This window comes from Clostridium sp. AF34-13, assembly GCF_003477845.1.
Classification (GTDB): domain Bacteria; phylum Bacillota; class Clostridia; order Lachnospirales; family Lachnospiraceae; genus Butyribacter; species Butyribacter intestini.
In genome coordinates this window covers 39,710-66,604 of sequence record NZ_QUEB01000011.1, presented here as the reverse complement: position 1 = coordinate 66,604, position 26,895 = coordinate 39,710, and the positions used below count along the sequence as shown (strand labels likewise).

30 protein-coding genes are annotated in these 26,895 nt (G+C 31.9%); 26 read left to right on the top strand and 4 right to left on the bottom strand.

Going from position 1 to position 26,895, the window contains the following annotated elements; all coding sequences use genetic code 11:
• The first annotated feature begins 2 nt into the window (after window positions 1–2).
• The 24 genes from DWZ63_RS10325 to DWZ63_RS10205 all read left to right on the top strand — a co-directional run bounded on the left by DWZ63_RS10325 (window position 3) and on the right by DWZ63_RS10205 (window position 21,338).
• Window positions 3–3,089 carry an LAGLIDADG family homing endonuclease gene (locus DWZ63_RS10325; protein WP_118499804.1) on the top strand — a complete coding sequence of 1,029 codons (3,087 nt, stop codon included), beginning with the start codon at window positions 3–5 and terminating at the stop codon, window positions 3,087–3,089.
• 25 nt (window positions 3,090–3,114) lie between these two features.
• Window positions 3,115–4,707 carry a hypothetical protein gene (locus DWZ63_RS10320; protein WP_118499803.1) on the top strand — a complete coding sequence of 531 codons (1,593 nt, stop codon included), beginning with the start codon at window positions 3,115–3,117 and terminating at the stop codon, window positions 4,705–4,707.
• Between the two features lie 11 nt (window positions 4,708–4,718).
• Complete coding sequence (locus DWZ63_RS10315; protein WP_118499802.1) at window positions 4,719–4,901, top strand: hypothetical protein; 183 nt, start codon at window positions 4,719–4,721, stop codon at window positions 4,899–4,901.
• A gap of 44 nt (window positions 4,902–4,945) precedes the next feature.
• On the top strand, window positions 4,946–6,637 hold the full coding sequence (locus DWZ63_RS10310; RefSeq protein ID WP_118499801.1) for a hypothetical protein: 1,692 nt from the start codon (window positions 4,946–4,948) through the stop codon (window positions 6,635–6,637).
• A 98-nt stretch (window positions 6,638–6,735) separates the two neighbouring features.
• On the top strand, window positions 6,736–7,257 hold the full coding sequence (locus DWZ63_RS10305; protein ID WP_118499800.1) for a hypothetical protein: 522 nt from the start codon (window positions 6,736–6,738) through the stop codon (window positions 7,255–7,257).
• Window positions 7,258–7,284: 27 nt separating this feature from the next.
• On the top strand, window positions 7,285–8,385 hold the full coding sequence (locus DWZ63_RS10300) for a hypothetical protein (protein ID WP_118499799.1): 1,101 nt from the start codon (window positions 7,285–7,287) through the stop codon (window positions 8,383–8,385).
• Window positions 8,386–8,460: 75 nt separating this feature from the next.
• Window positions 8,461–9,030, top strand: a complete 570-nt coding sequence (locus tag DWZ63_RS10295) for a hypothetical protein (RefSeq protein ID WP_118499798.1) — start codon at window positions 8,461–8,463, stop codon at window positions 9,028–9,030.
• Between the two features lie 17 nt (window positions 9,031–9,047).
• Complete coding sequence (locus tag DWZ63_RS10290; RefSeq protein WP_118499797.1) at window positions 9,048–9,503, top strand: hypothetical protein; 456 nt, start codon at window positions 9,048–9,050, stop codon at window positions 9,501–9,503.
• 5 nt (window positions 9,504–9,508) lie between these two features.
• Window positions 9,509–9,874: a hypothetical protein gene (locus tag DWZ63_RS10285; RefSeq protein WP_118499796.1), complete on the top strand. Its 366-nt coding sequence runs from the start codon at window positions 9,509–9,511 to the stop codon at window positions 9,872–9,874.
• Window positions 9,852–11,102, top strand: coding sequence for a hypothetical protein (locus DWZ63_RS10280; RefSeq protein WP_118499795.1), 1,251 nt, complete (start codon window positions 9,852–9,854; stop codon window positions 11,100–11,102). Before DWZ63_RS10285 ends, DWZ63_RS10280 begins: the two co-directional genes overlap by 23 nt.
• Before the next feature lie 40 nt (window positions 11,103–11,142).
• On the top strand, window positions 11,143–11,796 hold the full coding sequence (locus DWZ63_RS10275) for a hypothetical protein (RefSeq protein WP_118499794.1): 654 nt from the start codon (window positions 11,143–11,145) through the stop codon (window positions 11,794–11,796).
• Window positions 11,797–11,800: 4 nt separating this feature from the next.
• The gene (locus DWZ63_RS10270) at window positions 11,801–12,628 is read left to right on the top strand and encodes a hypothetical protein (protein WP_118499793.1); all 828 of its coding nucleotides are present in this window, start codon (window positions 11,801–11,803) and stop codon (window positions 12,626–12,628) included.
• Between the two features lie 76 nt (window positions 12,629–12,704).
• Complete coding sequence (locus DWZ63_RS10265; protein ID WP_118499792.1) at window positions 12,705–13,535, top strand: hypothetical protein; 831 nt, start codon at window positions 12,705–12,707, stop codon at window positions 13,533–13,535.
• 70 nt (window positions 13,536–13,605) lie between these two features.
• Window positions 13,606–13,992 carry a hypothetical protein gene (locus DWZ63_RS10260; protein ID WP_118499791.1) on the top strand — a complete coding sequence of 129 codons (387 nt, stop codon included), beginning with the start codon at window positions 13,606–13,608 and terminating at the stop codon, window positions 13,990–13,992.
• 88 nt (window positions 13,993–14,080) lie between these two features.
• Window positions 14,081–14,332 carry a hypothetical protein gene (locus DWZ63_RS10255; protein ID WP_118499790.1) on the top strand — a complete coding sequence of 84 codons (252 nt, stop codon included), beginning with the start codon at window positions 14,081–14,083 and terminating at the stop codon, window positions 14,330–14,332.
• Window positions 14,319–14,600, top strand: coding sequence for a phage holin (locus DWZ63_RS10250; protein WP_118499789.1), 282 nt, complete (start codon window positions 14,319–14,321; stop codon window positions 14,598–14,600). Before DWZ63_RS10255 ends, DWZ63_RS10250 begins: the two co-directional genes overlap by 14 nt.
• Before the next feature lie 19 nt (window positions 14,601–14,619).
• Window positions 14,620–15,069, top strand: coding sequence for a hypothetical protein (locus tag DWZ63_RS10245; RefSeq protein ID WP_118499788.1), 450 nt, complete (start codon window positions 14,620–14,622; stop codon window positions 15,067–15,069).
• A gap of 10 nt (window positions 15,070–15,079) precedes the next feature.
• Complete coding sequence (locus DWZ63_RS10240; protein WP_118499787.1) at window positions 15,080–15,874, top strand: peptidoglycan-binding protein; 795 nt, start codon at window positions 15,080–15,082, stop codon at window positions 15,872–15,874.
• A 317-nt stretch (window positions 15,875–16,191) separates the two neighbouring features.
• On the top strand, window positions 16,192–16,374 hold the full coding sequence (locus tag DWZ63_RS10230; protein WP_118499785.1) for a hypothetical protein: 183 nt from the start codon (window positions 16,192–16,194) through the stop codon (window positions 16,372–16,374).
• A gap of 75 nt (window positions 16,375–16,449) precedes the next feature.
• A complete protein-coding gene (locus tag DWZ63_RS10225; protein ID WP_118499784.1) occupies window positions 16,450–17,019 on the top strand; it encodes a RusA family crossover junction endodeoxyribonuclease in 570 nt (189 codons plus the stop codon).
• 16 nt (window positions 17,020–17,035) lie between these two features.
• The gene (locus DWZ63_RS10220; RefSeq protein WP_147353220.1) at window positions 17,036–17,617 is read left to right on the top strand and encodes a hypothetical protein; all 582 of its coding nucleotides are present in this window, start codon (window positions 17,036–17,038) and stop codon (window positions 17,615–17,617) included.
• 5 nt (window positions 17,618–17,622) lie between these two features.
• A complete protein-coding gene (locus tag DWZ63_RS10215; RefSeq protein ID WP_118499782.1) occupies window positions 17,623–17,814 on the top strand; it encodes a hypothetical protein in 192 nt (63 codons plus the stop codon).
• A gap of 525 nt (window positions 17,815–18,339) precedes the next feature.
• On the top strand, window positions 18,340–18,798 hold the full coding sequence (locus tag DWZ63_RS10210) for a hypothetical protein (RefSeq protein WP_118499781.1): 459 nt from the start codon (window positions 18,340–18,342) through the stop codon (window positions 18,796–18,798).
• 8 nt (window positions 18,799–18,806) lie between these two features.
• A complete protein-coding gene (locus DWZ63_RS10205) occupies window positions 18,807–21,338 on the top strand; it encodes a phage tail tape measure protein (protein ID WP_118499780.1) in 2,532 nt (843 codons plus the stop codon).
• A gap of 859 nt (window positions 21,339–22,197) precedes the next feature.
• On the opposite strand, the gene DWZ63_RS15725 is transcribed toward DWZ63_RS10205, so the two are convergent.
• Window positions 22,198–22,347, bottom strand: a complete 150-nt coding sequence (locus DWZ63_RS15725) for a hypothetical protein (protein ID WP_182431490.1) — start codon at window positions 22,345–22,347, stop codon at window positions 22,198–22,200.
• A 199-nt stretch (window positions 22,348–22,546) separates the two neighbouring features.
• On the opposite strand from DWZ63_RS15725, the gene DWZ63_RS10200 reads away from it, so the two are divergent.
• Window positions 22,547–23,521, top strand: a complete 975-nt coding sequence (locus tag DWZ63_RS10200) for a DUF262 domain-containing protein (RefSeq protein ID WP_118499779.1) — start codon at window positions 22,547–22,549, stop codon at window positions 23,519–23,521.
• A 170-nt stretch (window positions 23,522–23,691) separates the two neighbouring features.
• Entirely contained in the window at window positions 23,692–24,627 is a 936-nt protein-coding gene (locus DWZ63_RS10195) for a hypothetical protein (protein WP_118499778.1), read from the top strand.
• A gap of 710 nt (window positions 24,628–25,337) precedes the next feature.
• Here the strand turns inward: DWZ63_RS10195 and DWZ63_RS10190 are convergent.
• The 3 genes from DWZ63_RS10190 to DWZ63_RS10180 form a co-directional block, all read right to left on the bottom strand.
• Complete coding sequence (locus DWZ63_RS10190) at window positions 25,338–25,547, bottom strand: hypothetical protein (protein ID WP_118499777.1); 210 nt, start codon at window positions 25,545–25,547, stop codon at window positions 25,338–25,340.
• Window positions 25,548–25,887: 340 nt separating this feature from the next.
• Window positions 25,888–26,364, bottom strand: coding sequence for a hypothetical protein (locus DWZ63_RS10185; RefSeq protein WP_118499776.1), 477 nt, complete (start codon window positions 26,362–26,364; stop codon window positions 25,888–25,890).
• Window positions 26,365–26,456: 92 nt separating this feature from the next.
• The gene (locus DWZ63_RS10180) at window positions 26,457–26,807 is read right to left on the bottom strand and encodes a hypothetical protein (RefSeq protein ID WP_118499775.1); all 351 of its coding nucleotides are present in this window, start codon (window positions 26,805–26,807) and stop codon (window positions 26,457–26,459) included.
• Window positions 26,808–26,895 lie beyond the last annotated feature (88 nt).

Genomic DNA, 26,895 nt, shown 5'->3' with positions numbered 1-26,895 from the left:
TTATGGCGTTTGAGACTACTGAATCTGGAATATTGATACCCAAAAATTATGAAATTTATGTTAAACCAACTGAATTTCAAATATCTGAAAGGAAGTTGGAAGGATATAAAAAATTAGCGGAAATAAAGCAATTTGGGATTAAATACCCGACAAAATTTATGAAAGAATTTATAGGAGTTGAGCTTCTTGATGCACAAGAATATACCTTTATGAATTCATGGACAAAACCATTTGTGTTATGGTTGGAAAGTCGTGCCGCAGGAAAAATGCTTGATTTAAATACTCGTATTCCAACTCCAAATGGTGATAAAACAATGGGAGATTTAAAATTGGGGGATATGGTATTTGACGAACAAGGCAACCCAACAAAAGTTATATATTTGTCTCCTATTAACTATATTCCAGAAAGTTATATCATTACTTTTAGTGATGGTGAAACGATTAAAGCGTGTGCAGATCATAATTGGTATGTACATGATCACAAGAAAAAAAAATATCTTGTAAAGACAACAAAAGAATTATTAAAGGACTATAGACGTTTAAGAAAAAATAATCATAAGAATGATGGTTGTGTAAGAAAAGATAATTTTTATGAATATAATTATTATGTTGACTTATGTAAGCCATTACAATACTCAAAAAAAGAATTACCAATACCACCATATATTTTAGGATTATGGCTTGGTGATGGTGCTTCTTCAGATGGAACTATAAATTCTTGTAACAACGATTATATAGAATTATGTTCTCACATAGAAGCGACTGGCAGTTTTGTTTATTCTATAAGAAACGATAGAGCAACACAAAAAAGAATAACAATTAGACTTTCTGATGGAACTCCTTTGAGAACGAAATTAAGAGAGTTGAATTTGTTAAACGCAGAAAAAAGAATACCATACAATTATTTATACTCTTCTATTTCTGATAGATTTGAACTTCTAAAAGGATTAATGGATACTGATGGTACAGTTGATAAAAAAGGAAGATGTGAATTTACACAAAGTATAGAACGACATGACACATTATTAAATGATGTGTCTTTTTTATTGTCTTCGTTAGGAATAAAACATAATGTAAAATATTCAACCAAAAAATGTCAAACAGGAATCTTTGACGTGGGACGCATTTATTTTATAACTAATAAAAATAATAGCTGTTTTAATTTTGTAAGAAAACATGAAAGATTAAGAGATGATATTCCAATAAAATCACTTCACAAGCACATTATTTCTATAGAACCATGTGATCCAGTTCCTATGAGGTGCATTGAAGTGGATTCATTGTCACATTTATATCTATGTGGTGAAAAAAATACAATCACTCATAATACGACATTACTTGCTTTATTTACCATAATAAAGGGACTTCTGTTCAACAACTACAGAACGTACATTTGTTCAGGAACAGCAGACCAGTCCCAAGAAACTTTTAAGAAGATCGAAGATATTGCATTAAAAAATATTGAATCAATGACTGGTCTTACAGATGTTTTTAAAAATGAAGTTGAAATATCGCAAGCAAACTCAAATGGATTTATCCACAATCCAATGGGCTTTACATATAGACTGTATAATGGTAGCTTTGTAAAAACATTGAATAGTAATATCAATGCCAAAAGAGGTAAGAGGTGTGAGTGCGTCTGTTTTGATGAGGGTGGCTGGCTCTCAGAAGAAGAATTTAATGTTATTGGTGCATTTACAACTCTTGATTCAAATTTCAAACTTGGTGGAAATATTGATATATCTTCTCTTCCAAAGGAATTTCCACATCAGCTCTTATATGCTTCTTCTGCTTCTTCTATTGACACAGCTTTTTATCAAAAGTATCGTGATTTTTCCAAGAAAATGATGTTAGGTGATCCAAAATATTTTGTAGCAGATATTAACTGTGATGTTGTTATTAATGCTACTTTTCATGGTAAACCTTATGTTCCACTTTTGAATAGAGAAACCGTTGAGACAGAATTAAGAAATAATCCAGAAAAAGCTCAACGTGAGTATTATAACAAATTCACTCAAGACGGGAATGCGAACCAGATTATTAAAAGAGCTTTAATTGTTAGAAATTCTTATACTCGTCCACCTGTATTATGTAATGATACAAATGAAAGAACATTTGTTTTAGCATATGATCCAGCACGTTCAACCGATAATTCAATTCTAGGTATAGGTGAATTACTTTATAACGAGGAAGATGGATATACAATGGATATTGTAAATGTTGTATCCTTTTCCGATTTAGGTCTTAGACGAAAGACACCAATGATGACTCAAGACCAGATAAAAGAAATTAGGAAAATACTTCTTGATTATAACGGTGAAGCTTTGGATTATGACAATATTGAAATTTTCTTAGCCGATGCTGGTTCTGGTGGAGGTGGAAACTCTTGGGTTCGAGACAGTTTAATTGAAGATTGGAAAGATAAAAAAGGTAATGTTCACCGTGGTTTATTGGATAAGGAATATAACAATGGTGATGTGTATGCTAAAAGATACCCTAATGCAGTTGAAAAACTGAAATTAATTGAACCATCAAAATATAAATCTGAAATGTTTGAGGCTTTAATAAAAATGGTTGAAGCAGACAAAATTCATTTCACAGAAAAATATGATAACAAAGGTTATCTCAATATAATGGAAGTTGATACCAAACTTATGAATGAATCGGAAGAAAAGATTCGTGCAGAATTAGACAAATTGGATTTGAGCATTGATGAATATGAAAATGAGCTGGAAGAAAGACTTTCGTTGATTGAAGCTGCTAAAACGCAAGTATATAAATTAACACCTGATGAAGAAGTTGCATTAGTTCAGATTGATGCAATGAAAGAGGAAATTGTTAATATCTGTAGAAATAAGCGTGAAGGTGGTAAAGATTCATTCAAACTTCCTGCGTATAAAGACGCTGATACGGGCGCTTCAGAAGCTACTATGCATGACGACCGTGCGTATGTCTTGGCTATGCTTGGATGGTATTTATCTGAAAAACGAATGGATCATATCAGAAACAAGAAACGTACAAACAATTTTGACATCACCAAAATGGTCGGTGTCTCAAAACGCCCTAAAAAATGGGGATTCTATAACTAAGGAAAGGAGGAAATCAGAAATATAAATGGCAACACAGAAAACAAATAATTCTGCAAAGAAATCAGTACAGACAGAATCATCGCCAACTCGTAAAAATGAGCTAACCACTTCTACTCAGAAATATGCACAGATGATTAACTTTCAGGAATTACAACGTATCTTACAGCAGAATATATCCAAAGGTACATCGAAGACATATACTCAATACACAAAAGAGAAACTTCAATCATACATAAAAAGTCCTCTTGCCAATATTGACAATCTTCGTGATATATCTGCTTTCTTATATCGTATCAGTCATAACTATAAAAAGATTATAGAATATTATGCTTACACTCCTATCTTTAGTTATAACGTATCTTACAATACTCCCGATTGGGCAAATCCTCCACAGGATGCATCCGAATACATTAAAGGATATCAAGAACTTTGTACCAGGTTAGATAAAATGGATCTGAAAGAAATAGGTTCGCAAATGATTGCCACTTGTCTAAGAGATGGTATTTATTGTGGATTTTGTTATGATGATGGTGATTCGTTCTTTATACATCCGCTTGATCCAAAATATTATAAAATCGGTTCTCGTGCTGAAAATGATACGTGGATTGTAAAATTCGATGCCTCTTATTTTGATTCTGGTAACAATAAGGATTTCTTATATGGTACTGATAGTGAAACAGATTCAGAAGAAGGTTTATGGGATGATGTTTTTGTAGAAGGTTACGAAACATATAAATCAAAAGGTAATGATTATAAATGGTTTGAATTACCACCAGAGAAAACTATCTGTATTATATGTGGTGATGATCCAGTTGTACCACTGCCCTACTTCCTACCTGTATTCGTATCTCTCTTAGATTTGCTTGATTACGAAGCTCTTATTCGTTCTAAAACAGAACTTGAAAATTATGTTCTTCTCTTATCAAAAATCCCTATGAATGAAAATTCAGGCGAAGTAAATGACTTTGCTGTAGACCTTGAAATTGTACAAGCTACTCAAGCTGCGATTGATGAAGTATTACCAAGTCTTGTTGGTTCAGCATGGACTCCATGTGAAGTAGAAAAGATTGAGTTTGGTAATAAAAATCAGGTTGATGATACTAATGTATATTCACAGGCAATTAAAAATTTATTTTCTTCTCTTGGTATATCGGAAATGATATTCAATGGTCAAAAATCAGGTTCTGTTGGTCTTAAACATTCTATCACAGTTGATATGACGCTTCCTATGGAATTATTAAAAAGAATTGAAGCAAACATCCAGAGATATGTCAAATTAAATATCACAGAGGATTTTGAATTTTATTTCCATTATGTATCTGTATTTGACCTTGATGAAAAGATGTCTCAAAGAAAAGATAAAGCTACGTTGGGTATAGATACAATGGATTATGCAACGTTGGATGGTTCTTCACCTTCAAGAGTTGTTAATAATGCTTTTATGATGAAGTCATTAGGATTAATGAATTATTTTACTCCTCTCTCATCTTCATATACGCAAAGTGGTACGAGTGATAATGAAGGTGGTGGTCAGACTAAGAAAGACGACCAAATTGCAGACTCAACAGAGGAAACTCGTGACGCAGAAAAGAATGAAACAACCAAGGCAGGAAAATAAGGAGTAATTGAATGGAAGGAAAATTTTTAATCACAGCAGATGCTACTACTGCTTCTGCTCTTGTGAAATGTGGTTTTCAGAAAATGGAAACTGGTAATAAAAACATCTACACATTTCTGAATAGTTCTTCAATTAATTTTTCAGATAGTGTTGATATAAATAAAGTAAAAAGTACAAACATACTTACATTTTAGTCGTCTTCCTAGACGGCTTTTTATTTTGTCGGAAAGGAGGATAAATGGCTAAGAAGAATACAAAACGTCTTTTATTTATGGAAGATTTATATGATTTTTATTCAAATAGATATAAGCGTTCAACACATTTTAGTGCAGAAAAATCAGGACATCAAATTTTTGTACAAGTACCTGCTGAATTTGAAGTAGATAAAAACGCTGATTATAAAGATGAATCACTTCTATTTTGCAAAGTCAAGTTAATGCATTCTGGCGAAAATAGAAATCATTCTAGCGTAACAGATGAAGCATTAAAGAAAGCTTCAAAAACAATGGCATACAAGCCTGTATTGGCAAATTTTATGGAATATGAAGATGAAGAAACTGGTGAGACATTAAAAGATTTCACTTCACATGATATGGAATTAAACGATGATGGCTCGGTAAATTACATCGAAAAACAGGTTGGTTGTTTTACATCTGATAAACCATTCTTTGAAGTTGAAAAAGAAACTGGACATAACTTTTTATACGGATATTGTGCTATTCCAGTTGATTATACTGATGCAGCTTCAATTATAGAAAGAAAAAATGGAACAAAGATTAGCGTAGAACTTGCTGTTAATGAGATGGAATATTCTGGAAAAAATAAGATTCTTGAATTAACTGATGTTGTTATTATGGGTGCGACTTTACTTGGCAAAGATCCAGACACCAAAAAAGATATTGGCGAAGGGATGCTTAACGCAAGGTTAGACATTGCTGATTTTAATGCAAAAAATAATAGTCTATTTTCAGACTATGATTCTACTTTAATTGATTTACAAGAACGACTCGAAAAACTTGAGTCTGTTTGTTTCAATAATAAAAACGATATTAGCGGAAAGGAGGAAACAATCGAAGTGGAAAAGGAAAAATTTGAAGAAGAAGTTACTGAAACTGTAGAGGTGACTGAAACAGAAGAAACCACTGAGGAGGAAGTAACTGTAACAGAGAATGAATCTGAGAAAACAGTCGATAAAACCTCCGAAGAAACAACTGAAAATGCCGAAGAAGATCTAGTTGAAAATACACAGGATGAAACTACAGATACAGGTGTAACAGAAAATGAATCTGTAAATCCAGAAAAATATTCTGTAACAATGTCTGACGGTTCTGTAAAAGAGTTTTCTTTATCATTAGATGAGATTACTATGTCTCTTTACAATCTTGTTAATCAGATGTATGGAGAAGCAGATAATGCTTATTATGGCGTAACTGTTTATGAAGATAATACTCTTATTATGTCTGATTATTGGAATGGAAAATATTACAGACAGTCATTCAATAGAGATGGAGACAATTTCTCATTAGTAGGCGATAGAGTTGCTGTTCACTCTGTATGGGTAACTGACGAAGAAGATGCTTCTCTTAATGATATGCGTTCTAACTACTCTTCTGTTGTAGAGGAATTAAACACATATAAATCTGCTGAAGTATTTGCAGATAAGATGACTGTATTTGATGACGAAGCATATTCAGAATATCTTGATACAGACGAATTCAAAGCACTTATGTCTGAGGATTCTGTAAACAAATATTCTAAGGAAGAGTTATCTGAGAAGGCTGATGCCACTCTTGGAAAACTTGTTAAAAAGAATAAGACATTCTCTTTTGCAGGTGAAACACCACAGAAGAAACATGTGAGCAGAGTTGCATTTAATGCAGAAAAAGAAACGGAAGATACATATAAACCATATGGTGATCTGTTTGATTAAATCAAAAACTAAATAACTTTATAAATTAGCACTTATGGAAAATCCATAGGTGTTTTTTATTGCACAAAAATTAGAAATTTTAAGGAGGAAATAAAACTATGGCTAGTAATTTCATTTCATATACTAAGCACGGTGTTGCTGAGTCAACTTTACTTAAGGCTACAAAAGTTGGTCATCACTACAACTTAGTAAATGAGTCTAAGGATATTGACAATGGTTCTGTTGCTGTAATTGGTGACAGAAAGAAAGCAGATGTATTTGAGGCAAAAGTTCCTGCAAAGGGAGACAAAATTGTTCTCATTTTAACTGCTCCAAAGATTTATGAGGAATATACAACAAAGATGCAGGAGGAATCTAACTTTTACAACGGTAAGGGTGAAGTTATGAGAGCTTACGAGATTCAGGACACTGATAGATTCACACTTTCTACAGAAGCTTTCAATTCTGATGCAGAATTAGCTGTTGGAAAATATGTATTCGTAGATGGTACAGATTTTAAGCTTACAACTGGTGAGAAACCAAGTATGACTGAGTATGGTTTTGTAGGACATATCTACGAGGTTGCTGCAAATGGAAATTATCGTATTTGGGTAGATAAGAATTCCCAGGTATATGCGTAATTCGGTAGAAAGGAGGATTAATATACTATGCAGAGATTAAGATTTAATGAAATGAGCGATGTAATCGTTGAAAAGTTTGATGAGACAAAATATAAGAACTTCTCTCGTCTGTGTGTTGACACAGCAAAAGGTACTGTAAAGCAGTATTCTATCGAAGAAGCAAATGATAAGATTCGTAAGACAATTATCGAGATGGCAGGTCTTTCTGAGACTCCGACTCCTAATGAGGTAAGAAAGGCATTTAAGAAACAGTCTGTAAGAGAAGCCGTATTCGAGGTTATTGAAGAGACTGTTGAAGATACTCTTGTATCTGGTTGGACAAGTTCCCCTGTATTCCAGAAGTATGTAGAGGTTAAGACTCTCGCTCTTGGACAGACAAACAAGTTCTATACAAAAGATCCTTGTATTATCACTATTGCTGAGATTGCTGATGGTCATCACAGTATTGAGAGACAGAGACTTGGTGCTGGTAAGGAATTTGGTGTAAATGTTAAGTCTTATGGTGCAAAGGTTTACATGGAAATGTCAAGATTCCTTCAGGGCGTTGAAGATTGGAGTGAGTTAATCAATAAGATTGCAGAAGCTTTCACAAGATTAATCAATACTCTTCTTCATGAAGCTGTTATGAGTGCTGGTACTTCTCTTCCTGTTCCTACTAAGTGGAATATCCGTGGTGAGTTAAATGCAGCTAATCATGATAAGTTTGTAAAGCTTATTTCTGATGTTCAGCTTGCTACAGGTGGTATCGCTACTATCGTTGGTACAAAGGTTGCTCTTGCAGGATTAAAGAACCTTGGAGATATTCAGTGGGTTTCTGAGGCTGCAAAGAACGATGTTTATAACACTGGTAGAATTGGTACATTTGAGGGTACTCAGATTATCGAGCTTCCACAGGCATTTAAGGAGAATGACGTAGAGCATTACATTGAAGATGATACAAAGCTTCTTATTCTCCCATCTAACATCGACAAGTTTGTTAAGATGTATTATGAGGGAATGGATGAGACTAAGGAAGTATCTGAGTCTGGTGAAAATGCCGATGATACAAAAGAGTACGAGTTCAAATCTCGTTTTGGTATCAAGACTATGACTAACACAAGATTTGGTACTTGGACAATCGGTGCGTAATACATAAAAATATTGGGACTGTATATCTAAATGATATGCAGTCCTTTTTGAATTGAGTGAAAGGAGAAAATATAAATGGCTTATCAGAAGAAAGCTACAACTACTTCTGCTGCAAAAACAAAGGCAGAAGATGCAAAGGTTGAAAAAGATACAGTAAAGGAAACAGTTGCGGAGGTTAAGAAACCTAAGAAGTATGAACCAGATGATTTAATTCCATGTCGCTCTATGTACGCAGGTACTCTTCTATTTACTGGTGATAAGACAAAGATTACATATGAGTTTAGTAACATGGGTGATTTCAGATATATTGAGTATCAGGACTTACTCTCAGCTTTACTTGTTCGTAAGAAGTCTTTATTTGCACCTTATATCATTATTGAGGACGAAGAGTTGCTTGAAAATGTACATTGGCAGGAAGTTAAAAAAGTATATGATGGTTTATATGATAGAGAGGATTTAATAAATCTTATCAATCTTCCTACTATGTGTTTTAGTGAAGAGTTTAGAAAACTTCCATCTGGCTTCAAAAATACAATCGCAACAATGGTTTCTGAAATGATTTCAGAAGGAACTTTTGACAGTATGAATAAAATCAAGATTATTGATGAGGAATGCGGTACTGATTTGAAGTTGCTTGCTGAGTAATATATTGGAGGTGTTATATGAATATCTCCTACGAAAAAGTATTTGACAGATACTTTGGGTTAATTGATGATGTCAAAGAATTGTCTTTAGAAGAGTCTGATTTGTATGAAATATTAACAGAGCGATTACACTCTGCTATCTCTAGTCCATTTATTCGTAAATTATTTTCCACATTAAAACTTGATGATGAAATTCAGCAGTTTGAATTTGAATTAACAACTTCTGTTGATGAGTATTCTGATGAAGAATTTGTTATAGAACTATTTAGCAAAGGTATGGCTATCAAATGGCTTGAACCAAAAGTTAAATCATTGGGAAATACTGTGAGGTTTTTCGGTGGAAAAGAAGAGAAAAAATTGAAAGACGATTATTCATTGAATAAGGCATTGCTGAAAGAAATGAAAATTGAACAGCAGAAACTTATTCGTGATTATGGTTTTGCTTTTAAACCATATTCGTCAACGGAGTTCTAATATATATGCAATACATATATGGTGACTTCACAGACAAGCAAATCAATGAAGCAGTTCGTGCAATGCATGCTGATATTCACAAACTACTGCTCTATAAAGACAAGACAATTGAAGAGAAAATATTTGAAGATGACGAAGCATTTCTCGTCTTCTTTGAGAATGTTATGTTTAAATTAGGTGGCACAAAAACCTTATTTAACAACAATGGACTTATGGTAACTCTTATGGCAACCTTACAAGGTGCTATGGATAATTTTAAGAGCGACCATTTCAGTTACAAAAAATTCCGTAGGGCAATCTTAGATTCTCACGGATATATTAAGCAGATGTTTGAGGAGGTGGGTTGCGATGCCGAGTCTACAAACAGCTAGGTGTGTCGCAAACGCCAAGAACAACGGTGCTAAAACGATTGGTCAAATTTATAAGGAACAGTCTGATTATGCAATGGAACAGACTTGGGATAATGACATCCAAAGTAAAGTAGCATACATTTATGACTTCTTCCACGATGACCAACCACGATTAGCCGAGGGTATGACATATGAGGACACAACTAAAACTCGCATAGATGTTAAATTTATTGTTAAGTCATATCAATCTATGGATAAAGACCAAGTTGATTATTATGTGCAATTCAAGCCATCTCAACCTATTCGATTTACAGAAAATGATGAGTTGTATTATTTTGAGACTGACTATAAATCAACTTATGGAAATACATTTCCTGTGGGTTGCTACCTCGATTTACCAGATGACAGGAATGTTTATCACAAATGGTTAATCTGTCGAGAAGAAAGAGCAAATCAATTTCCAAAGTATCTCGTTCTTCCATGCGACTATGAATTGTGTTGGATTGAGACAAATGGTAAAGATAGAATTAAGCGTAGAATGTGGTCTGTTTTAAGAATGCAATCGTCTTACACGATTGGGCAGTACACGGATCGTGTGTTTACAAGAACAGATAATCAGAATAAAATCTGGCTACCGCTAAATAAACTTACAGAGAAATTCTGGTATACCAATAGTGAAGATACTACAATGAGAATTGTTGTAAGTGCTCCTACTGAGCACCCTCTAATATGGGCTTGTACAAAAATTGAGAATATTCAGCCTATTGGTATTCAGAAACTTACAATCTATCAAACTGTATGGTCTGATAATCGAGATTATATCGAAAAGGACGAAAATGGTCATATTATTGGTATGTGGGCTTCATATTTCGATTCAGAAATTGCCCCAACAGATCCATCCACACCAACTACTCCCCCATCTTCTATCACAGCAAAAATTTCAGCATCCACTTCAACAATTAAAGTTGGTGGCTCTTATAAAAATCTTACAGTAAATCTATTCAACGATTCCAACGAAGATATTACAACTGAATATTCAGATGCAACCTTTACATGGACTTGCAGTATAGATGATGAAGATTGGACTGATAAAGTTACATGGCGAGCTGGTACAGAGTACAACCAAAAGAAAGTAAAGTTTCCTAATGATACTTCTACTATCGGCAAAATACTGTCTGTTAAGTGTGAAATTGTTAAGGATAACTTGCCGATTAAATCTGAAATTTTGCCGTTGGAATTAACTGAATAAAGGAGGATTTTAATATGATAATTTTATAATGAGGTATTATATGAAAGAAAAAATAGTTACAAAAAATGATTTGTTAAATAAGCTTCGTGCATATAGAACTACTCCTGATGATGATGTAATTCTATACAAACAAAAAATCAAAAATGCTTTATTATCAAATCCATATCTATTATATGCGCTCAATGATAAAGAGTTAGAATTGGAATTGTTTGACAAACATGGAAATATCAACTGGGAATGGAATGAAGACACCAAGCAATATGAACCACTCGGAGAATGGGATAGATATTTTGGTAGTGATTCTCTTATTCGTCCATTTTTATTTATTCCAGATACACAGACAACGGTTAAATGTTATGTATGTTATCAAGTAGGGTTTAGAGATACGGTTAGGTATCAGCCAGGATTAAAAGAAACGTTGATTAATTTTGCAATTTTTGTTCATGGTGATGATCGTATGGATAAACTTACTGGTATTCCAAGACACGATCTTATTGGTTCTATTATTAGAGAACGGTTTGCATGGTCTAATATCTTTGGTATGCAAGCTCATCTTGCAGAAAATTATGAACAAACAGTTGATAATAATTACGTAGCTCGTTATCTCACATTCCAACTCACAGATTTAAACAGTAAAGTTCAGACACCTTATGGTGGACAGTCACAGATGATGAACTATCAGTTGAGGCGGTGATATTATGGCACAACAAAATACTGATATATTGGATGGACTCCAAGCTGCTGTTATAACCGATGCACAAAAAAAGGTAAATAAATCAAAATATGAATTTGATTCACTAAAAATGTATTTTGGCGAGGATTATGAAGTCGCTGGTATAAAAATATCAGAACCTACTATTGGAGATATTTTAAGAATTGGAGAAAACAATTTTTATCAATCTTTATCTCCTATCTTATATAATTCAACTTCTATACGAGTACCTTTATGGGATATGGGAATTAAAAATTGGTGTATAGTAAAAGATATTGAAGTTTTTTCGTTCTTATCTTCTGTTCCAAATTTCAATACAGAACCAGCAAAATTATTATTTAAAGATATAAATATTTTTGATTTTAAATTATATGAAATCAAAAAATCTTCAGATACTGAAACTGAGTTTTGTTTGAGAAATGATAACTTAAATATTACTCTTTCTGAAAATGATTATATGCAAATAGCAGAATATATTCGAACAATGTTAAATATACATCCCAAGGTTGAAAAAGCAAAAGGTAAAACAGCAAGAAAGTGGATGGTTGACGAAGATAGATTAAACGCTTTACAGAAACCTAAAAATAATAACAATTCAATTTTGTTATCACTCATTTCTGCATGTGTTAATCATCCTGGTTTTAAATATAAATTGCAGGAATTACGCAATGTTGGAATTTGTGAATTTATGGATTCAGTAAAAAGACTTCAAATTTATGAAGCAACGAACGCTATATTGCATGGTCGATATTGTGGATTTGCTGATTTATCTAAAGTTCCAGATGATCAGTTTAATTTTATGAGAGAAATATAGATACACATAACAAATTTGAGCAATCTTTTATTGCTCTTTTTTTAATACAAAAATTTATTTTAAGGAGGAAAATAACATGGGATTTAAATTAGGTGATATAATCATTGACCGTCTTCAGTTTGGTTATGGTGCAAGAGCAAACGGTACACCATTATATGCTTTAACTCAGCTCTCAGAAATGAGTATCGAGGTAACTGCTGATAGCTCTGATATTAAAGATAAAGACGGTAATCTTGTATATCGTAAATATAATGGTAAAACTGCGGAAGTTAATGGTACAAACACATTCGTAAACTTGGCAGTTATTGAAACTCTTTCTGCTACAGATGCAGAAATCGCAACGGCTTCTCACACAATTAAAATGCCTTATATTACAACTGTAAAGGCAGGTGAAACACTTGATATTACAGGTTATGTTGAAGGCACTGTTGCTGTAAACGCCCTTTACAATGGAGCAATGGGACAGGAATATAAACTCGGTACAGGAACAGCTTCTGAAACAGAATTTATTATTAAACATACTGATGAAGTGAGTGCCCCACCTGAGTCTGTTAAACCAGCAAGTGATATTCTTACACCACCAACAGATAAGAATGAGGTTGAATATGTTGTTAAGTATACTAAGGAAGTTAAATCAGGTACAAAGATTGTAAACTCTGCTGATAAGTTCCCAAAAGCACATGAACTTTATTTTAAGGCTCTTGCAATTGATCCATGTGACAAAGAAAACTTTAAAGCTTGTATCGTGCGTATTCCATCATTTATTCCAAGTCCAGAGTTTACTCTTGCACTTCAAGGTGGTGATTCTCAGACGATGGATTTCAAAGGTGCTATTCTTGCTGATACATGTTCTGCTGATAAGGTGCTTTTCGAAGTTTACTTTATTGATGAAGATGAAGCTGTATAATTTACTTACGATTCATAATATGGGTGGTATGAAAATACTGCCCTCTTATTAATTAAGGAGAACTGAGTGGATGGATGCAAAAATGAGAATATGCGTAGTCTGTGGAAAACAATATGAATATTGTAATAAATGTCGAAAATATGAAAATCTTCCGTTATGGATGTTTACATTCTGTAGTGAAAGATGCAAATCTGTATACAATATTACTTCAAATTATGAAGATAAAAGAATTTCAATAGATGAAGCAAAAGAACAGTTGAATAAATTTGATTTGTCTGATAAAGATAGTTTTGGTGATAGCTATAAAAAAGCAATCACTTCTATTATAAATACAAAAAATCAGACAAAGAAATCAATAAAGAAAAGTATTCATGAAGATACAAAGACAGATGATAAGGCTGTTAAAAAAGATATTATTGCTGATGTTAAAAAAGAAACAAAAAGTAATGTTGAATAGTGATTATTATTTAGGGAATATAACTCTATTCGATGTTATATTCCCTATTTTTTACGCTATTTGATATAGGGAGGAATTAAAAAGAAAATTGAATATAAAGACAAATATACATTCAAGAAATTATACTTCAAAAGAGGTTGTTCGAATTGTAAAAATTGAACAAGTCATATTTTATAATGATCATCATGTTTATCCTATAGATATATATCCAAGTTATGATGATAAAACAGATAGAAAAATACTTGTTTTTATTTTCACAAAAGAAGATACCAAGGAAGTTTTTCAAAAATGGATAGAATATAAAAATGCTTTAAAGGAGAAAATTTATGAACAAAATTAACTGGAAAGTTCGTTTTAACAAAGAGAATATTTTATTTATTGCACAGGTTATTATTTCTGTTGTAATTCCTATCCTTACATACTTTGGCTTACAGGCAAGTGATTTAACCACTTGGACAAAAGTATGGGAAACATTTGTACAGGCTGTTAGTAATCCATATGTCGTTGTAATGGCAGTTGTTTCATTATTTAATGCAATCACCGATCCTACAACTAGAGGCATTGGAGATTCTACTACTGCTCTCTTGTATGAAAATCCTAAAAAATAAAGGAAGGATGGTCATATGAATGGAAATGATAATAAAATCCATAATTGATTTAGTTCAGCACAATACAAGTTATTGTGCTTTTTTAATTGTTTTTATAACAACTTGTATAGAAATTGTTCCAATTAAAATAAATCCATTAAGTTCATTGTTACATTGGGCTGGTGATAGAATTAACGGCAATATAAAAACACAGTTGGGTGAAATTTCAGAACAATTAAATCAAGTTTCTGATAGAGTTGACAAAATGGAAATTAATGATATGAGATCAACTATTTTAGATTTTGCAAATTCATGTATGAATGAAAGAAAACATACTCAAGAAGAATTCGATCATGTTATAGATTTATATCAGACTTATGAAACAATTATTAAAGAAAAAGATTTAAAAAATGGGAAAGTGGATTTGGCTTATAACTATATTAAAGAATTATATACTAAATCATTACAAGAAAATAGTTTTTTAAAATGAGGTGATAAAAATGGCTAATACAGCAAATAAAGTAATTGAAGTAGCAAAAAAAGAAGTTGGCTACCTAGAAAAGAAAACAAATGCTTGGCTTAGTAGCAAGACGAAGAATGCAGGTTCAAACAATTACACAAAATATGGTAAGTGGTTTGGCATGAACGGAGTTTTTTGGTGTGCGATTTTCATAAGCTGGATTTTTAATAAAGCATTTGGAAAAACAAAAGCAAAAAAACTTTTATGTGGAAATTTTTCTGCAAGTTGTGAGACTTTTAGAAAACAATTTATTAAAGCAAATAAATATGTAGGTGGTAAAATCACTCCAAAAAAGGGATATATTATTTTCTTTATAGGTTCTCGTCATGATGGAGCAAATCACATCGCTCTTGTATATAAGGTTGAGGGTGGACGAGTTTATACAATAGAAGGAAACACATCAGGTGGTTCGACAGTCGTTGATAATGGTGGTGGTGTAACATATAAGAGTTATCCTATTGGATATGAAAAAATCCTTGGTTATGGTAAACCTTCTTATGATAATAATACTTCATCTTCTACTGCTTCAACAAGTTCTGCGTCTATAAAATTATCTGCTCCAAAACCTATATTAAAAAAAGGGGTTAGTGGTGCTGCTGTTAAAGCTTTACAAAAATGTTTAAACAAGGCTATTAAAACAGGATTAACTATTGATGGTGTCTATGGTGACGCTACCTATAAAGCCGTTGTAAAATTTCAGAAAAAACAAAAAATTGCTTCAGACGGAATTTATGGGAAAGCCACATATAATAAGTTAAAAAGAGCAATAAAGTAATAATTATTATATAAATATTTTCGTATAATAAATGTTTCACACATGAAACACTACTTGCATTATAATATGCATATACATAAAAATTCTACAAATACTATATATTATGGAAAATAAAGTATGGTTTTATCGAATGAAACAAAATATGTCATTAAGAGAGTTGTCACGAAAAACAGGTATATCAGTTGCTAATCTTGATAAAATTGAAAACGATAATACTCATGATATTTTATTAAGTAATGCAATTGCTTTATCAAAAGCTTTACATGTAGATTTGTATGAATTATTTTGTATAAAAATATAATGTAAGGAGTGATAATATGAAAAAAGAACGAAATTTTTTCAAAGTGGTATGCATTGATGAAAACAATCCTCTTGAATATCGAATTTTGGAGGATTTTAATTGCAATGATTTAGAAAGTGTTCATGAGTTTGTAACACAAAAGTTGAAAAAACATCAAGGAGCAAAATGGATATTACTACCGTGTTCTTACAAAATGTAAACTAAACTAAATTCAATATTATCAACAAGAAAGAGCGGTTTCTTCGGAAGCTGCTCTTTTGTTATTGGAGGAATAATGGGAAATATTTTAAAACTTACTTCTCCTCTCCCACCTTCGGTCAATCATTATACTTCAGTCAGAACTATAATGAAAAATGGTAAACCTATGGCTATGGTATATGAAACGAAGGAAGCAAAAGATTATAAAAAGAAATTTAAGAAAATAATTGAAGAACAAGTTAAATTACAAAATTGGGATTTGGAAGTAAATAGTACACAGCATTTCAATATAGATGCTGTTTTTTATTTTGACAGAATTGACAAGGATTGTGCGAACTATGAAAAGTGTTTAGATGACACTATTACCGAAACACAATTAATTTGGAAAGATGACAATGTGGCTTTATTTAGACCACAGAGAATTTATTATGATTCAGAGAATCCTAGAATTGAATTGACTATCTATCCAGTTGACTACATTGGAGTTTTTAATAATGCTTCACAGTTAGATGAATTTAAATCTCACTGCATCGGATGTAAAAGATACAAGCGAAATTGTAGTCTATTAAAAAAAGCAATTGAAGGTCGAATTCAGAGTGAAATAAATAATGGAGAATGCAATAAATTCTCACAAATAAATGATTAAAAGGAGAAAAAAGAATATGACAGTTAAAGAATTTTGTAAAAAGTATAACAACATTGCTAATCAGAAACTCAAGGATGATTTCATTAAGAGCAATCTTGAAATTACACCTTATGTACCATTTGTTAAGAAGGATGCGCTTATTGCTAATTTACTGAAAGTAACTATGATTGATAAAGAGACAGGAAACATAAAAGTAAACTCTTCTGCTAGATATTTGTTAATGACAAGAATTTTTATTGAGAACTACACAAATCTTACTGTTGAGACTGATGGATTCTTTGAGGAATATGATGAGTTAAAGAAATCTGGACTGTTTGATATTCTTCTTATTGGCAATGATGTTACTGCTCCACTTATTCCATATGAGGAAATTGCAGAGTTTAAACATTTGTTATCAATTAAGAAATCGGATGTTTTACAGAATAAATACGAGATCCACAGCTTTATCACAGAGCAAGTGGAAAGATTTAAGGCTCTTGGTGAAGCTACTCTTACACCACTTGTTGATGTTGTAAGTAAGAAACTTGATGAAATTCCAAAGGAAGATTTGGATAAGATTGTTGAGTTTGCTAAGAAGGGTGAATTTAAGGAGGTATAGAATAAATGCATAAAGTAAAATTTGCGATTGTTCCAGAAGATATTTATAAAAGATTGGATAAATCAGAAAAAGAAAAATTTAAAGATGTTGTTTTTACTAAAGTGGAGATTGGAGAAGATGGGGTTGTAGAAATTACAGGCTTGTGCGTTCCTGATGAAAATAACAACGAACAGTCTATCCCAAGAAGATATTTGTAAAGCAGGAAATTCAAATTTCATGTTATAAATCGAAAAAGCCACGACTGGTTTGCCGTGGACTTTCTCATTTTCCTTTCATTCCTGCACTTCTATTGTTTCTTATAGAAGAGACTTTTAAACTTGATGCCGTCATGGATGTTAATTTGGAGATCAAGTTGCTTAATGTTGTCGCACTTGGCAAGTACGATCAATAAACACAAGATCCCGCATAACAGAATCAGGACACCAATAATGAACTCATAAATATTCATTATTTGCTCCTCCTTCGTACAGGGCGCATAGTGCCATTACAACCAGTAATGGGAACACTAAATATGATTACTATAATCAATTGCAATGCGTATACCTACAATCGGAATCATATCCTTTTATATTATAACACGAGTGCAGGATATTTTAAACAGTTACAAACAGGCTCTATACGTGTCAAAGCGTACAGGGCTTTTCTTATGGAGAGTGGTTATACTGCTCTTCTATTTTAGTGTAAAAATAGTGAAATTATAGTGAAAATTTGGAGGTGATGAAATGGAAAAAAACATATATGCAGATTTTAAAAAGAAGTTAGACAGAATTGAAAATCATATTGCAGAAGAAGTCGCACCACAAGCAAATGAACTTCTAAAAGAATCTGTTAGGTATTCATTGATAGATTGGTATAACGACTACACTCCACAGTCGTATAAAAGAACATATAATTTCATGAAAATTCTCGATTCTACAAGAACAAGAGGTAAAGGAAATGTTCTTCGTTTTTCGGTTGATTCAGGCGCAATGGATTCATATGTCGGTTGGTTTGGTCAAAGTTTACAGCCAAGTACAGCTTTCGACTATATGTTTATGGATGGAGAACATGGTCATGGAAAATGGATGATGCATCAATCATTACCTCCATGTATGTATGTAGAGCGAGATATCGAAAGTGGATTTGGTGGTCGCTTAGACAAAATTATAAATAACAGAATAGATCAAATTTTGAGAAAGTGAGGTAGAAAATGCCAGGTACATATCAATATGATGTAGAAATTAAATCTAATGTAGCAAAACTACTTTCAGATATGAAACAAGTCCAAGACAGATTAGACACTGTTGAGGGCAAAGAATATAAAATCAAATTGAATGTCGATGAAAAGAAATTATCTAGTGTAATTTCTAATCTCGAAAAGATGCTTGACTCTCTTGGTAAAGGAACAGGTGATTTTAAACAGTTTGAGAATTTATCAAAAGAGTTATCAAGTATTGTATCCGAAGTACAGAGTTTAAGTAAAGCTTTTGGTAAAGTAGATGATTCTGGTACGAAGACACTACTCTCTTCTATCCAGAACATTGATAAGTCACTTTCTGAATTGAGTCAGAATATTCTCAATGTTAATAAAAACATGAGCAATATGGGCGGTAAACAAATAGAGAATATAAGCAATGCATATGGTGACGCTACGAAGAATGCTAAAAAATTGGCAGAAATACAAAACAAACTAAGTAATAATAAGATTGCATCTAATGCTGATAAATCTATTAAATCAGAATGGGATAAAAATGTAAAAGCAATTCAAGATTATATAGATGCAGTTACAAAGTTAAATAATCTTAGAGCCTCTGATAAAGGTACTGGCAAGAAGTCATATGAAATCGCAGGACAAATTGAGGAAATTGAGAAGTTAAAAAAGGAGGCATATGATGCAAGACAAGTTTTATCTTCTATGGTTAATCCTCATAGTGGCGATATTGACACATGGAACAAATGGCTTGAGGTAATGAATAAATTTGATCAAGCTTCGTTAGGCTCTGCTGAATCAGTTAATAGATTAAAGGATTCTTTAAAAAATGTTTTAAATTCAGAGTTGAATTCTTTACAAAATTCCATTGATAAATACCAAAAAATCATTACTCAGGCACAAATATATCCATCTGACTTTCATCCAAGCACAGAATACAATACAAAACTTGCAAAATTAGAGAGTGCAAATGAAGTACTTAAAAATTATAAAGTCTCATTGCAAGGTATTACTGAACTTACGAAAAATCAGCAAGCGGAAATCAACAAATTAACACAAGACTGTGAAAAAGCAGCCACAGAATTTAAGAAACTTTCGGCTGCTGAAAAAGGTACAACTGAAATCGGCATTGAAAAAGCTATTCAGAGAATTAATAAAGATTTGGCAGAGAATACAAAATATTCTGCGGAAGCCAGGGCTGGTCTTAATACATTGTTAGTACAATTAAAATCTGGCGATCCAAGTATCAATTTAAGAAAAATCACAGAAGAGATGATTAGAATTGAAAATGCTGAAATTGCTGCTGGTAGAGCTGGTAAATCTCTTTGGGATATTTTTAAAACTAAGTCTACATATGGTTTCATTGGTCAAATGCAAAGTTTTCTTAGTATGTATGTTGGATTCTATGGAATGATTAATGCTGCAAAGAAAGTAGGTTCTACCCTTGTTGAGCTTGATACAGCATTAGTTGACTTAAAAAAGACAACTACTATGAGTTCATCTGAATTAGAGAATTTTTATTATGATTCAAATGATATTGCGAAACAGATGGGTGTAACAACACAAGCAATCATTGATCAAGCAAGTGCGTGGTCACGTTTGGGATATTCTACAAAAGAACAAAGTGAGACTATGGCAAAACTTAGTTCTCAGTTTGCTTCTATTTCTCCTGGTATGTCAACAGATGAAGCCCAGGAAGGTCTTGTATCTATAATGAAAGCCTTCGACATTGATCCAAATGATGTTGAAACAGAAATTATGGATAAAGTAAATGTACTCGGCAACAAATTTGCCGAAAACAATCAAGATGTAGTTGAAGGTTTGAAGCGTTCTGCTGCTGCTATGTCTGCTATGGGGCAGTCCTTCACTGATACGGCAGCCTTATTCACAGGTGGTATGGAAATTTTGCAAGATTCTGAGTCAATGGGAACTGCATTACGTACTCTTTCAATGCGTATCAGGGGCTATGATGAGGAGACAAACCAGCTATCTGACGATTTAGTTAATGTAACTGGTGAAGTCGCAGATTTAACTAAAACTACAAAGAATGCACAAGGAATATCGTTATTTACAGATGCTTCTCAAGAACACTATAAATCAATGGTTCAGTATCTTGGTGAAATAGCTGATGAATGGGATCAAATTTCCGAAAAGAATCAGACAGAGCTTCTTCAGAAACTTTTTGGTAAAAACAGGGCTAATGCAGGTGCTGCCATCATCCAGAACTTCGATCAAGTTCGTGCAGCTATCGAAGCAATGGATGAAAGTGCTGGTAGTGCAGATAAAGAGATGGACACTATAAAATCATCGCTTGAATATAAGCTAAACGCCCTTCAGGAAACTTGGACTGGTACAATTCAAAATATAATGAAGAGAAGTGATCTAGGTTTCCTTATTGATGCTTTAACTAAATTGTCTGAAGGAATTGGAACTGTAACGAGTAATCTTGGTTTACTCAAAACTGCTGCATTAGGAGTTACAGCGGTTTTATCTGCAAGAAACAATGTCGGTAAATGTTATGTAAGTGCATAATATTTCAAATCATATTAAATTGTTTTGAATATGCCCACCTATCTCAAGAAATGTATTCAAGAGATGGGAAGTATAGAGTTAGTCAATCTATAGGCGTTGTATAAACTAAATCGTAATTGTGAGTTGCTATCTCACAGTGCTGGAAAGAAAGAATAAAAATACCGTATATATAAAATAACACACTACAACGTGACTGGAAACAGTGAGCGTGAATGTATTCCGAAAAGGATGTTGGTGACAACAAAAAAAGTCAAATGCAGAAATGCAGGTTATTTAGATATGGGTGCAAGCCCTAAGTATCATGCGTTACATTATATGTAAAGCTAAATCGGCTATCAGCAACGGATTCTATTATAATAAGAGAATATTATAATGGAGGTGTTCAGAGAGTCTAAACGATTTTGAGTTATTACAAAATAGCTTGTAAAAGGGACTCCACGCACAGTTATCGTACTGTTCTCGTGACTGAGATATAAAAGCGTAAAAGAGTGTTACTACTCTCATCCTATTAAATAGCACATTGTTAATAGGACAACAGTAGGGTTCGTGTGTACCGTAAGTTTGAAAGAAACACACAATAAACAGAGAATAATATAATAAAAGTGAATGTCGTGATGACATACCTTATATATAATGAAAATGTGAATAAACTTTTCTTATTTTTGAAAGGATTGATAACATGGATAATTTAGAAACAATAAAGAAAAATATTCGTACAATAAATCCAATATTTACGGATGAATTATTAAACTTATTATACGAATATTTATTTTTACGACATTCGAGTGAATGTTTAACAAGTTTACAAGATATAAAAGAAGATATTTCTTTAAAAAATAAAATAAGTGAAGTTACACTTTCAGCTATTAAGAAGTAGTTCTTTTAATGCTTCTTCATATCTTTCATAATTGTTTGCAAATTGAGAAGCTATATCTTCTTGATTGTACATAATTTTTGAGAATGCTTCATCTATTGTTTGTTCTATTTGGCTTTCAGTTAATTGATTCATTATATTCATCTCTTTGTCAAATAATATATTTATATATTATCATATTTGTTATAAAATAACAGTCAGAACATCTGTTTTACGAATAATTTAGTATACAAAAACAGAAAAAATATAACGCTTTCCTTATTGACTTTTTGCAAATTTTGATATATTGTAAAAATCAGAAAATGTAAAATTTCACTAATTTAAGGAGGTAAATATGAAAGTATCAAGTAAGAGTTTATCTGCTAAAACGCTTAACAACAGATTGAAAAAAGATGCTATCGTTTTAAAGCATAAATTACAGCGACTAGAAGATCAATGGTCAACACAACGAAAATCATTACTGATTGATTCATTGTTGCGTGAATATTTAGTGAATCCAATCTATACAATTAACGATTGTGGAATTCAATATGTTATTGATGGTGTACAGAGATTAAGTACAATTCGAGACTTTTTTGATGATAAGTTACGCTTATCAAAAAACTTAGAATCAGTAGAAATTAATGGTAATCTTTATGAAATTGCTGGTAAGAAATATTCTAAACTCGATGATGAAGTTAAAGATGAATTAGATTCTGCTCAGATTCAAATTCACGAAATTACTGAGTATACTGAAAAGGATGTCAGAGAAATGTTCTCTCGGTTAAATGGTGGTAAAGCATTAAATGCTACACAACAATTCACACCGTTGTATTCTGATGAATTAGGTGATGTTATAGCAAGCATATCTGCCCTTCCATTTTTTGAAGCTAGATTAACTCCTGCACAGTTAAAAAGTTCAGTGGATCAATCTGTGGTATTGGAAACATTAATGCTCTGCGAGGCAAGTAAGGATTATGATTTTAGTTCATTTTCTAAGAAAGCAAAAATAGCATTTATTGAGTATTACAACGATAACATTAACCAGAACAAGATTAGCCTGATTACAGAAAGTGTTGTAAAGCTAGATAATATTCTTCCAGTTGATGCTAAGATTCCTAAAACCACACTTCCATTTTTGTGCTATTCGTCATATAGAGTACTAAAGGACAAAAAGGGGTATGATAAGTTTGCAACGAAGGTTAAGGAGTTTCTTGATGGATATGATTCTAATGAGGAATATAAGGCAAGTTTATCAAACGGCACATCATCTAGTGAAAGTGTTAAAGCGAGATTCACTTATTGGAGAAATATGCTTCACTCATTGTAATATCAATATAATATGATCACAATTAAAAGAGTAGTCCTGCGATTACTCTTCTATTATGCTTAAATCGTATGTTTCATCGGATTATAGAATATATGTTCTGAATAGTATTCTGTCGATTATTGGTATATAATGGAAACATTAAATAGTGATGATCGGGAGGACATGACATTATGAAATTTTTTCGTAGATTTTTTAACAAATTTTTTGTTATTGGCTTTATTACTATTCTTATTTCTGTTATTATAGATTTAAGCATTAATGATTGTATAATAAAAATGATTATAGTAAATTTGTCAAATACCATAGGTATAGCTTTATTAATTGGGTCAATTTTTGATTTTTCAAAAAATTCAAATGATTTTATGGATTTTGTCTCTTCTATTTTAAAAGATATAATTGTGTCAAAAAATTTTTTAAAAGGTTTAGAAGACAAAGAAAAGAAAAAAGCTCTTGAAATGGTTTTGACTCCATCTGGAAATCAATTAGAACAATGCTCGGATATTCAAATGTATTTTCAACGAAAAATTGATGAAACTATGGAAATTTTTCATACAAATTTTAAAACAAATTTGGTCGTTAATGCAGAAATAAGAAAACTAGATGGAATAGTACAAACATTTGTAACTTTAACATATAGAGTATATAAGATAGAAGATAAATATTTTCCATTAATTACAACTTTTGAAAAAGAAGATTGTAATGTAGAAAAATCATATATTATTTCTCCAGAAGGAGTAAAAGAAATAAGTGAAAAAGATATAACACCTACAGATGAAGATATTTCGCCAATAAATGTAAAAACATATTCATACGAAATACCAGAAGAGTTATATAAATATCCATATTTAACGATAAAGAAAACTGTAATAGAAAAAGGTTATAATCATTGGACTAATTTTCATTGGAACACTTTAACTCCTACGGATGGTATTACATTTACATTAAAATGTTATGATGGATTACATATTAAAGAATATTTTATTTTTGATTCGGAAGAATTTTATAATGTTACAGAAGCAGATGATAAAACGTCAATAGATATTATATCTACATTATGGCTCGATAAACACAGTGGGTTTGTGTTTACTGTGAGCGACACAGAATAGCATTGACAAAAATTATTACATATGATATTATTTTAATAAGCAGATAAGGAGGTAACTAATATGAGGAAAGTTGGAGTTTAATACTAAGAAATATATTTTATAATTTTTATGATGATAAAGAGCAGGACTTAATCTCCTGCCCTTTATATTTATTTTCACCCTTAAAAGAAATACTCAATACGAACAAATTGCATACGTGCAACTGAGTTCAATATAATGTACAGTTCAATTAGGTAGCCATGCATACGTGCATGGCTACTTTGCTATGTAAAAATAAAGAGTAAATGTATTCACATCTACTCTTCCACCACGATCTAACACAAAATAAAAGACCTGCCTTTCGACAATTCCTCTACTCTTCTAATTTGAGGTGATAAATACGAATATTGATTTAACAAAACTTATTCCTCAACCTGACCTACGAAACCTATCTGACGTTTCGTAGCTTCTATCTCAGGTTTCGATACAACCATTAAAAGAAAATTCAACTGTTGTACATGCTGTATCAGTTCCAACGGTTTGCCAGATGTGTCCTTTCCGTGGAAACAGACCAAATTGTAGCAATGTAACCGATTTATCTAATTAAAAGCGAGGTGAAAATATGAACGAAAATTCAAAAAATAATATTACCACTGATGAATCATCAAATAATATCGTAATTCACAGTGGCAATAGTGATACTATTACTATAGATGATATAGGAATAACTTTTAATCTGGAATCTGGAAAACTCCATTTCCTAAATCAATAACTTCTCCACTTGGAATTATTGTAAAGTTTCCATCTACATCTTGTTCAACAGTAAGGACAAACCCATTTGGATATTTAGAGACAATTCTAGTAATATCATTTTCGGTATGAATTGTTCTTTGAATATCATTTGGGTTGCATCCTTTTGGATTAAGAATCTGTGCTATCATTTTTATCAACCCCTCCTCTGCATTAGTATATGGAATATTTTACCACTAATTGTTATACAGGTATAGTCGGAATTTGTGTTTACCACTCATATTCACAGTTATTACAATGCCATGTCTTTTTAACTTTCTGTGAGAATAATCCCCACATGAAAACTGAACACAACAAGCACATCGAAACTTACGATAGAATATATAAACAAACAAAGCCGTAACCAATATAACCGATGTTCCTAAATTAAATATCAGAAAGGTCGTGATTGTTATGCCAGGAATGAAAGGTATTTACAGATTTAATCCTGCTTTAGTAGGCAGTATAATAGGATTAACTATTGATTTAATTTTATGTAAAATACTTCCCTAATAGAAATCCTACAAGAGCACCTATAATTGTTATAATTGTTGAATATATCCAATAATGTTTATTATTATCTAAAAGAGTTTTATTAACAGCTTTTAAATTAATGTTTGTAGTTTTTAATTCATCGAGTTTTTCATTATCAGAATCAATGGTTTTATTCAAGGTTTCTATTTGTGCATTTAATTTCATATTTTCATACTGAATAGATGTGAGTTTTAATTCCAATTGCTCAACAAGAGTATTGAGTTTTTCTTGTTGTACCACCATGAGGTTTTTAGGTTGTTCTGGTTTCTTATCAAAACTAAGATTTTTGTAAAGTTGTTCTTGTATCTGATTAGCTGCAAAATTCTGATATTCTGGCGAATTCATCATTTCAGACAACTTTTTCATTTGTTCGTCTGAATATTCAATAAGCTTTAAAATTGTGCCATTGGTGAGTTTAATTTCTTTTTCGTTCACAACATTCTCCCTCTTTCGTATTATAAGAATAATTATATACTATAATATTCCATATGGCTACAGAGAATGTTAGTTTGTGAAATATTAACAAATCAAAACCTACTACCACAATTTTTACATTTCCAAGTCTTGCCTATATCTCCTGCTCCAAAGATTCCAAATAATCCAATTTTGGTTGCTTTCGTTACAGTGGAGATTTTAGACAGATTAGCACTTCCGCATATTGGGCATTTAGGTGTGTATGCTTGTTGTGGATTATTTAAAACAGGCTTATATGCATAATAAACTTCCTTTTTATATGACTCTGTTGAATTTTTTCTAACAACCCCCATATATTGCATTTGTCCACCACAACATTTACATTTGAAGTCAAAATTTTCATTTACATCAATATGTTTTATAATTTGACATTTAGGACATTTATATGATTTATAATTTTCCATAAAATTTTTCTCCATAAAATAAATTATTTCAAACTAAATTTATTTTATCATATCATAGCACGATATTCAAGACAACAACTGATATTGA

Bases quoted from the DNA above. Each gene is read 5' to 3' on its own strand.
- DWZ63_RS10325 (WP_118499804.1), top strand. From the start codon at position 3: ATGGCGTTTGAGACTACTGAATCTGGAATATTGATACCCAAAAATTAT.
- DWZ63_RS10320 (WP_118499803.1), top strand. From the start codon at position 3,115: ATGGCAACACAGAAAACAAATAATTCTGCAAAGAAATCAGTACAGACA.
- DWZ63_RS10315 (WP_118499802.1), top strand. From the start codon at position 4,719: ATGGAAGGAAAATTTTTAATCACAGCAGATGCTACTACTGCTTCTGCT.
- DWZ63_RS10310 (WP_118499801.1), top strand. From the start codon at position 4,946: ATGGCTAAGAAGAATACAAAACGTCTTTTATTTATGGAAGATTTATAT.
- DWZ63_RS10305 (WP_118499800.1), top strand. From the start codon at position 6,736: ATGGCTAGTAATTTCATTTCATATACTAAGCACGGTGTTGCTGAGTCA.
- DWZ63_RS10300 (WP_118499799.1), top strand. From the start codon at position 7,285: ATGCAGAGATTAAGATTTAATGAAATGAGCGATGTAATCGTTGAAAAG.
- DWZ63_RS10295 (WP_118499798.1), top strand. From the start codon at position 8,461: ATGGCTTATCAGAAGAAAGCTACAACTACTTCTGCTGCAAAAACAAAG.
- DWZ63_RS10290 (WP_118499797.1), top strand. From the start codon at position 9,048: ATGAATATCTCCTACGAAAAAGTATTTGACAGATACTTTGGGTTAATT.
- DWZ63_RS10285 (WP_118499796.1), top strand. From the start codon at position 9,509: ATGCAATACATATATGGTGACTTCACAGACAAGCAAATCAATGAAGCA.
- DWZ63_RS10280 (WP_118499795.1), top strand. From the start codon at position 9,852: ATGCCGAGTCTACAAACAGCTAGGTGTGTCGCAAACGCCAAGAACAAC.
- DWZ63_RS10275 (WP_118499794.1), top strand. From the start codon at position 11,143: ATGAAAGAAAAAATAGTTACAAAAAATGATTTGTTAAATAAGCTTCGT.
- DWZ63_RS10270 (WP_118499793.1), top strand. From the start codon at position 11,801: ATGGCACAACAAAATACTGATATATTGGATGGACTCCAAGCTGCTGTT.
- DWZ63_RS10265 (WP_118499792.1), top strand. From the start codon at position 12,705: ATGGGATTTAAATTAGGTGATATAATCATTGACCGTCTTCAGTTTGGT.
- DWZ63_RS10260 (WP_118499791.1), top strand. From the start codon at position 13,606: ATGGATGCAAAAATGAGAATATGCGTAGTCTGTGGAAAACAATATGAA.
- DWZ63_RS10250 (WP_118499789.1), top strand. From the start codon at position 14,319: ATGAACAAAATTAACTGGAAAGTTCGTTTTAACAAAGAGAATATTTTA.
- DWZ63_RS10245 (WP_118499788.1), top strand. From the start codon at position 14,620: ATGGAAATGATAATAAAATCCATAATTGATTTAGTTCAGCACAATACA.
- DWZ63_RS10240 (WP_118499787.1), top strand. From the start codon at position 15,080: ATGGCTAATACAGCAAATAAAGTAATTGAAGTAGCAAAAAAAGAAGTT.
- DWZ63_RS10230 (WP_118499785.1), top strand. From the start codon at position 16,192: ATGAAAAAAGAACGAAATTTTTTCAAAGTGGTATGCATTGATGAAAAC.
- DWZ63_RS10225 (WP_118499784.1), top strand. From the start codon at position 16,450: ATGGGAAATATTTTAAAACTTACTTCTCCTCTCCCACCTTCGGTCAAT.
- DWZ63_RS10220 (WP_147353220.1), top strand. From the start codon at position 17,036: ATGACAGTTAAAGAATTTTGTAAAAAGTATAACAACATTGCTAATCAG.
- DWZ63_RS10215 (WP_118499782.1), top strand. From the start codon at position 17,623: ATGCATAAAGTAAAATTTGCGATTGTTCCAGAAGATATTTATAAAAGA.
- DWZ63_RS10210 (WP_118499781.1), top strand. From the start codon at position 18,340: ATGGAAAAAAACATATATGCAGATTTTAAAAAGAAGTTAGACAGAATT.
- DWZ63_RS10205 (WP_118499780.1), top strand. From the start codon at position 18,807: ATGCCAGGTACATATCAATATGATGTAGAAATTAAATCTAATGTAGCA.
- DWZ63_RS15725 (WP_182431490.1), bottom strand. From the start codon at position 22,347: ATGAATCAATTAACTGAAAGCCAAATAGAACAAACAATAGATGAAGCA.
- DWZ63_RS10200 (WP_118499779.1), top strand. From the start codon at position 22,547: ATGAAAGTATCAAGTAAGAGTTTATCTGCTAAAACGCTTAACAACAGA.
- DWZ63_RS10195 (WP_118499778.1), top strand. From the start codon at position 23,692: ATGAAATTTTTTCGTAGATTTTTTAACAAATTTTTTGTTATTGGCTTT.
- DWZ63_RS10190 (WP_118499777.1), bottom strand. From the start codon at position 25,547: ATGATAGCACAGATTCTTAATCCAAAAGGATGCAACCCAAATGATATT.
- DWZ63_RS10180 (WP_118499775.1), bottom strand. From the start codon at position 26,807: ATGGAAAATTATAAATCATATAAATGTCCTAAATGTCAAATTATAAAA.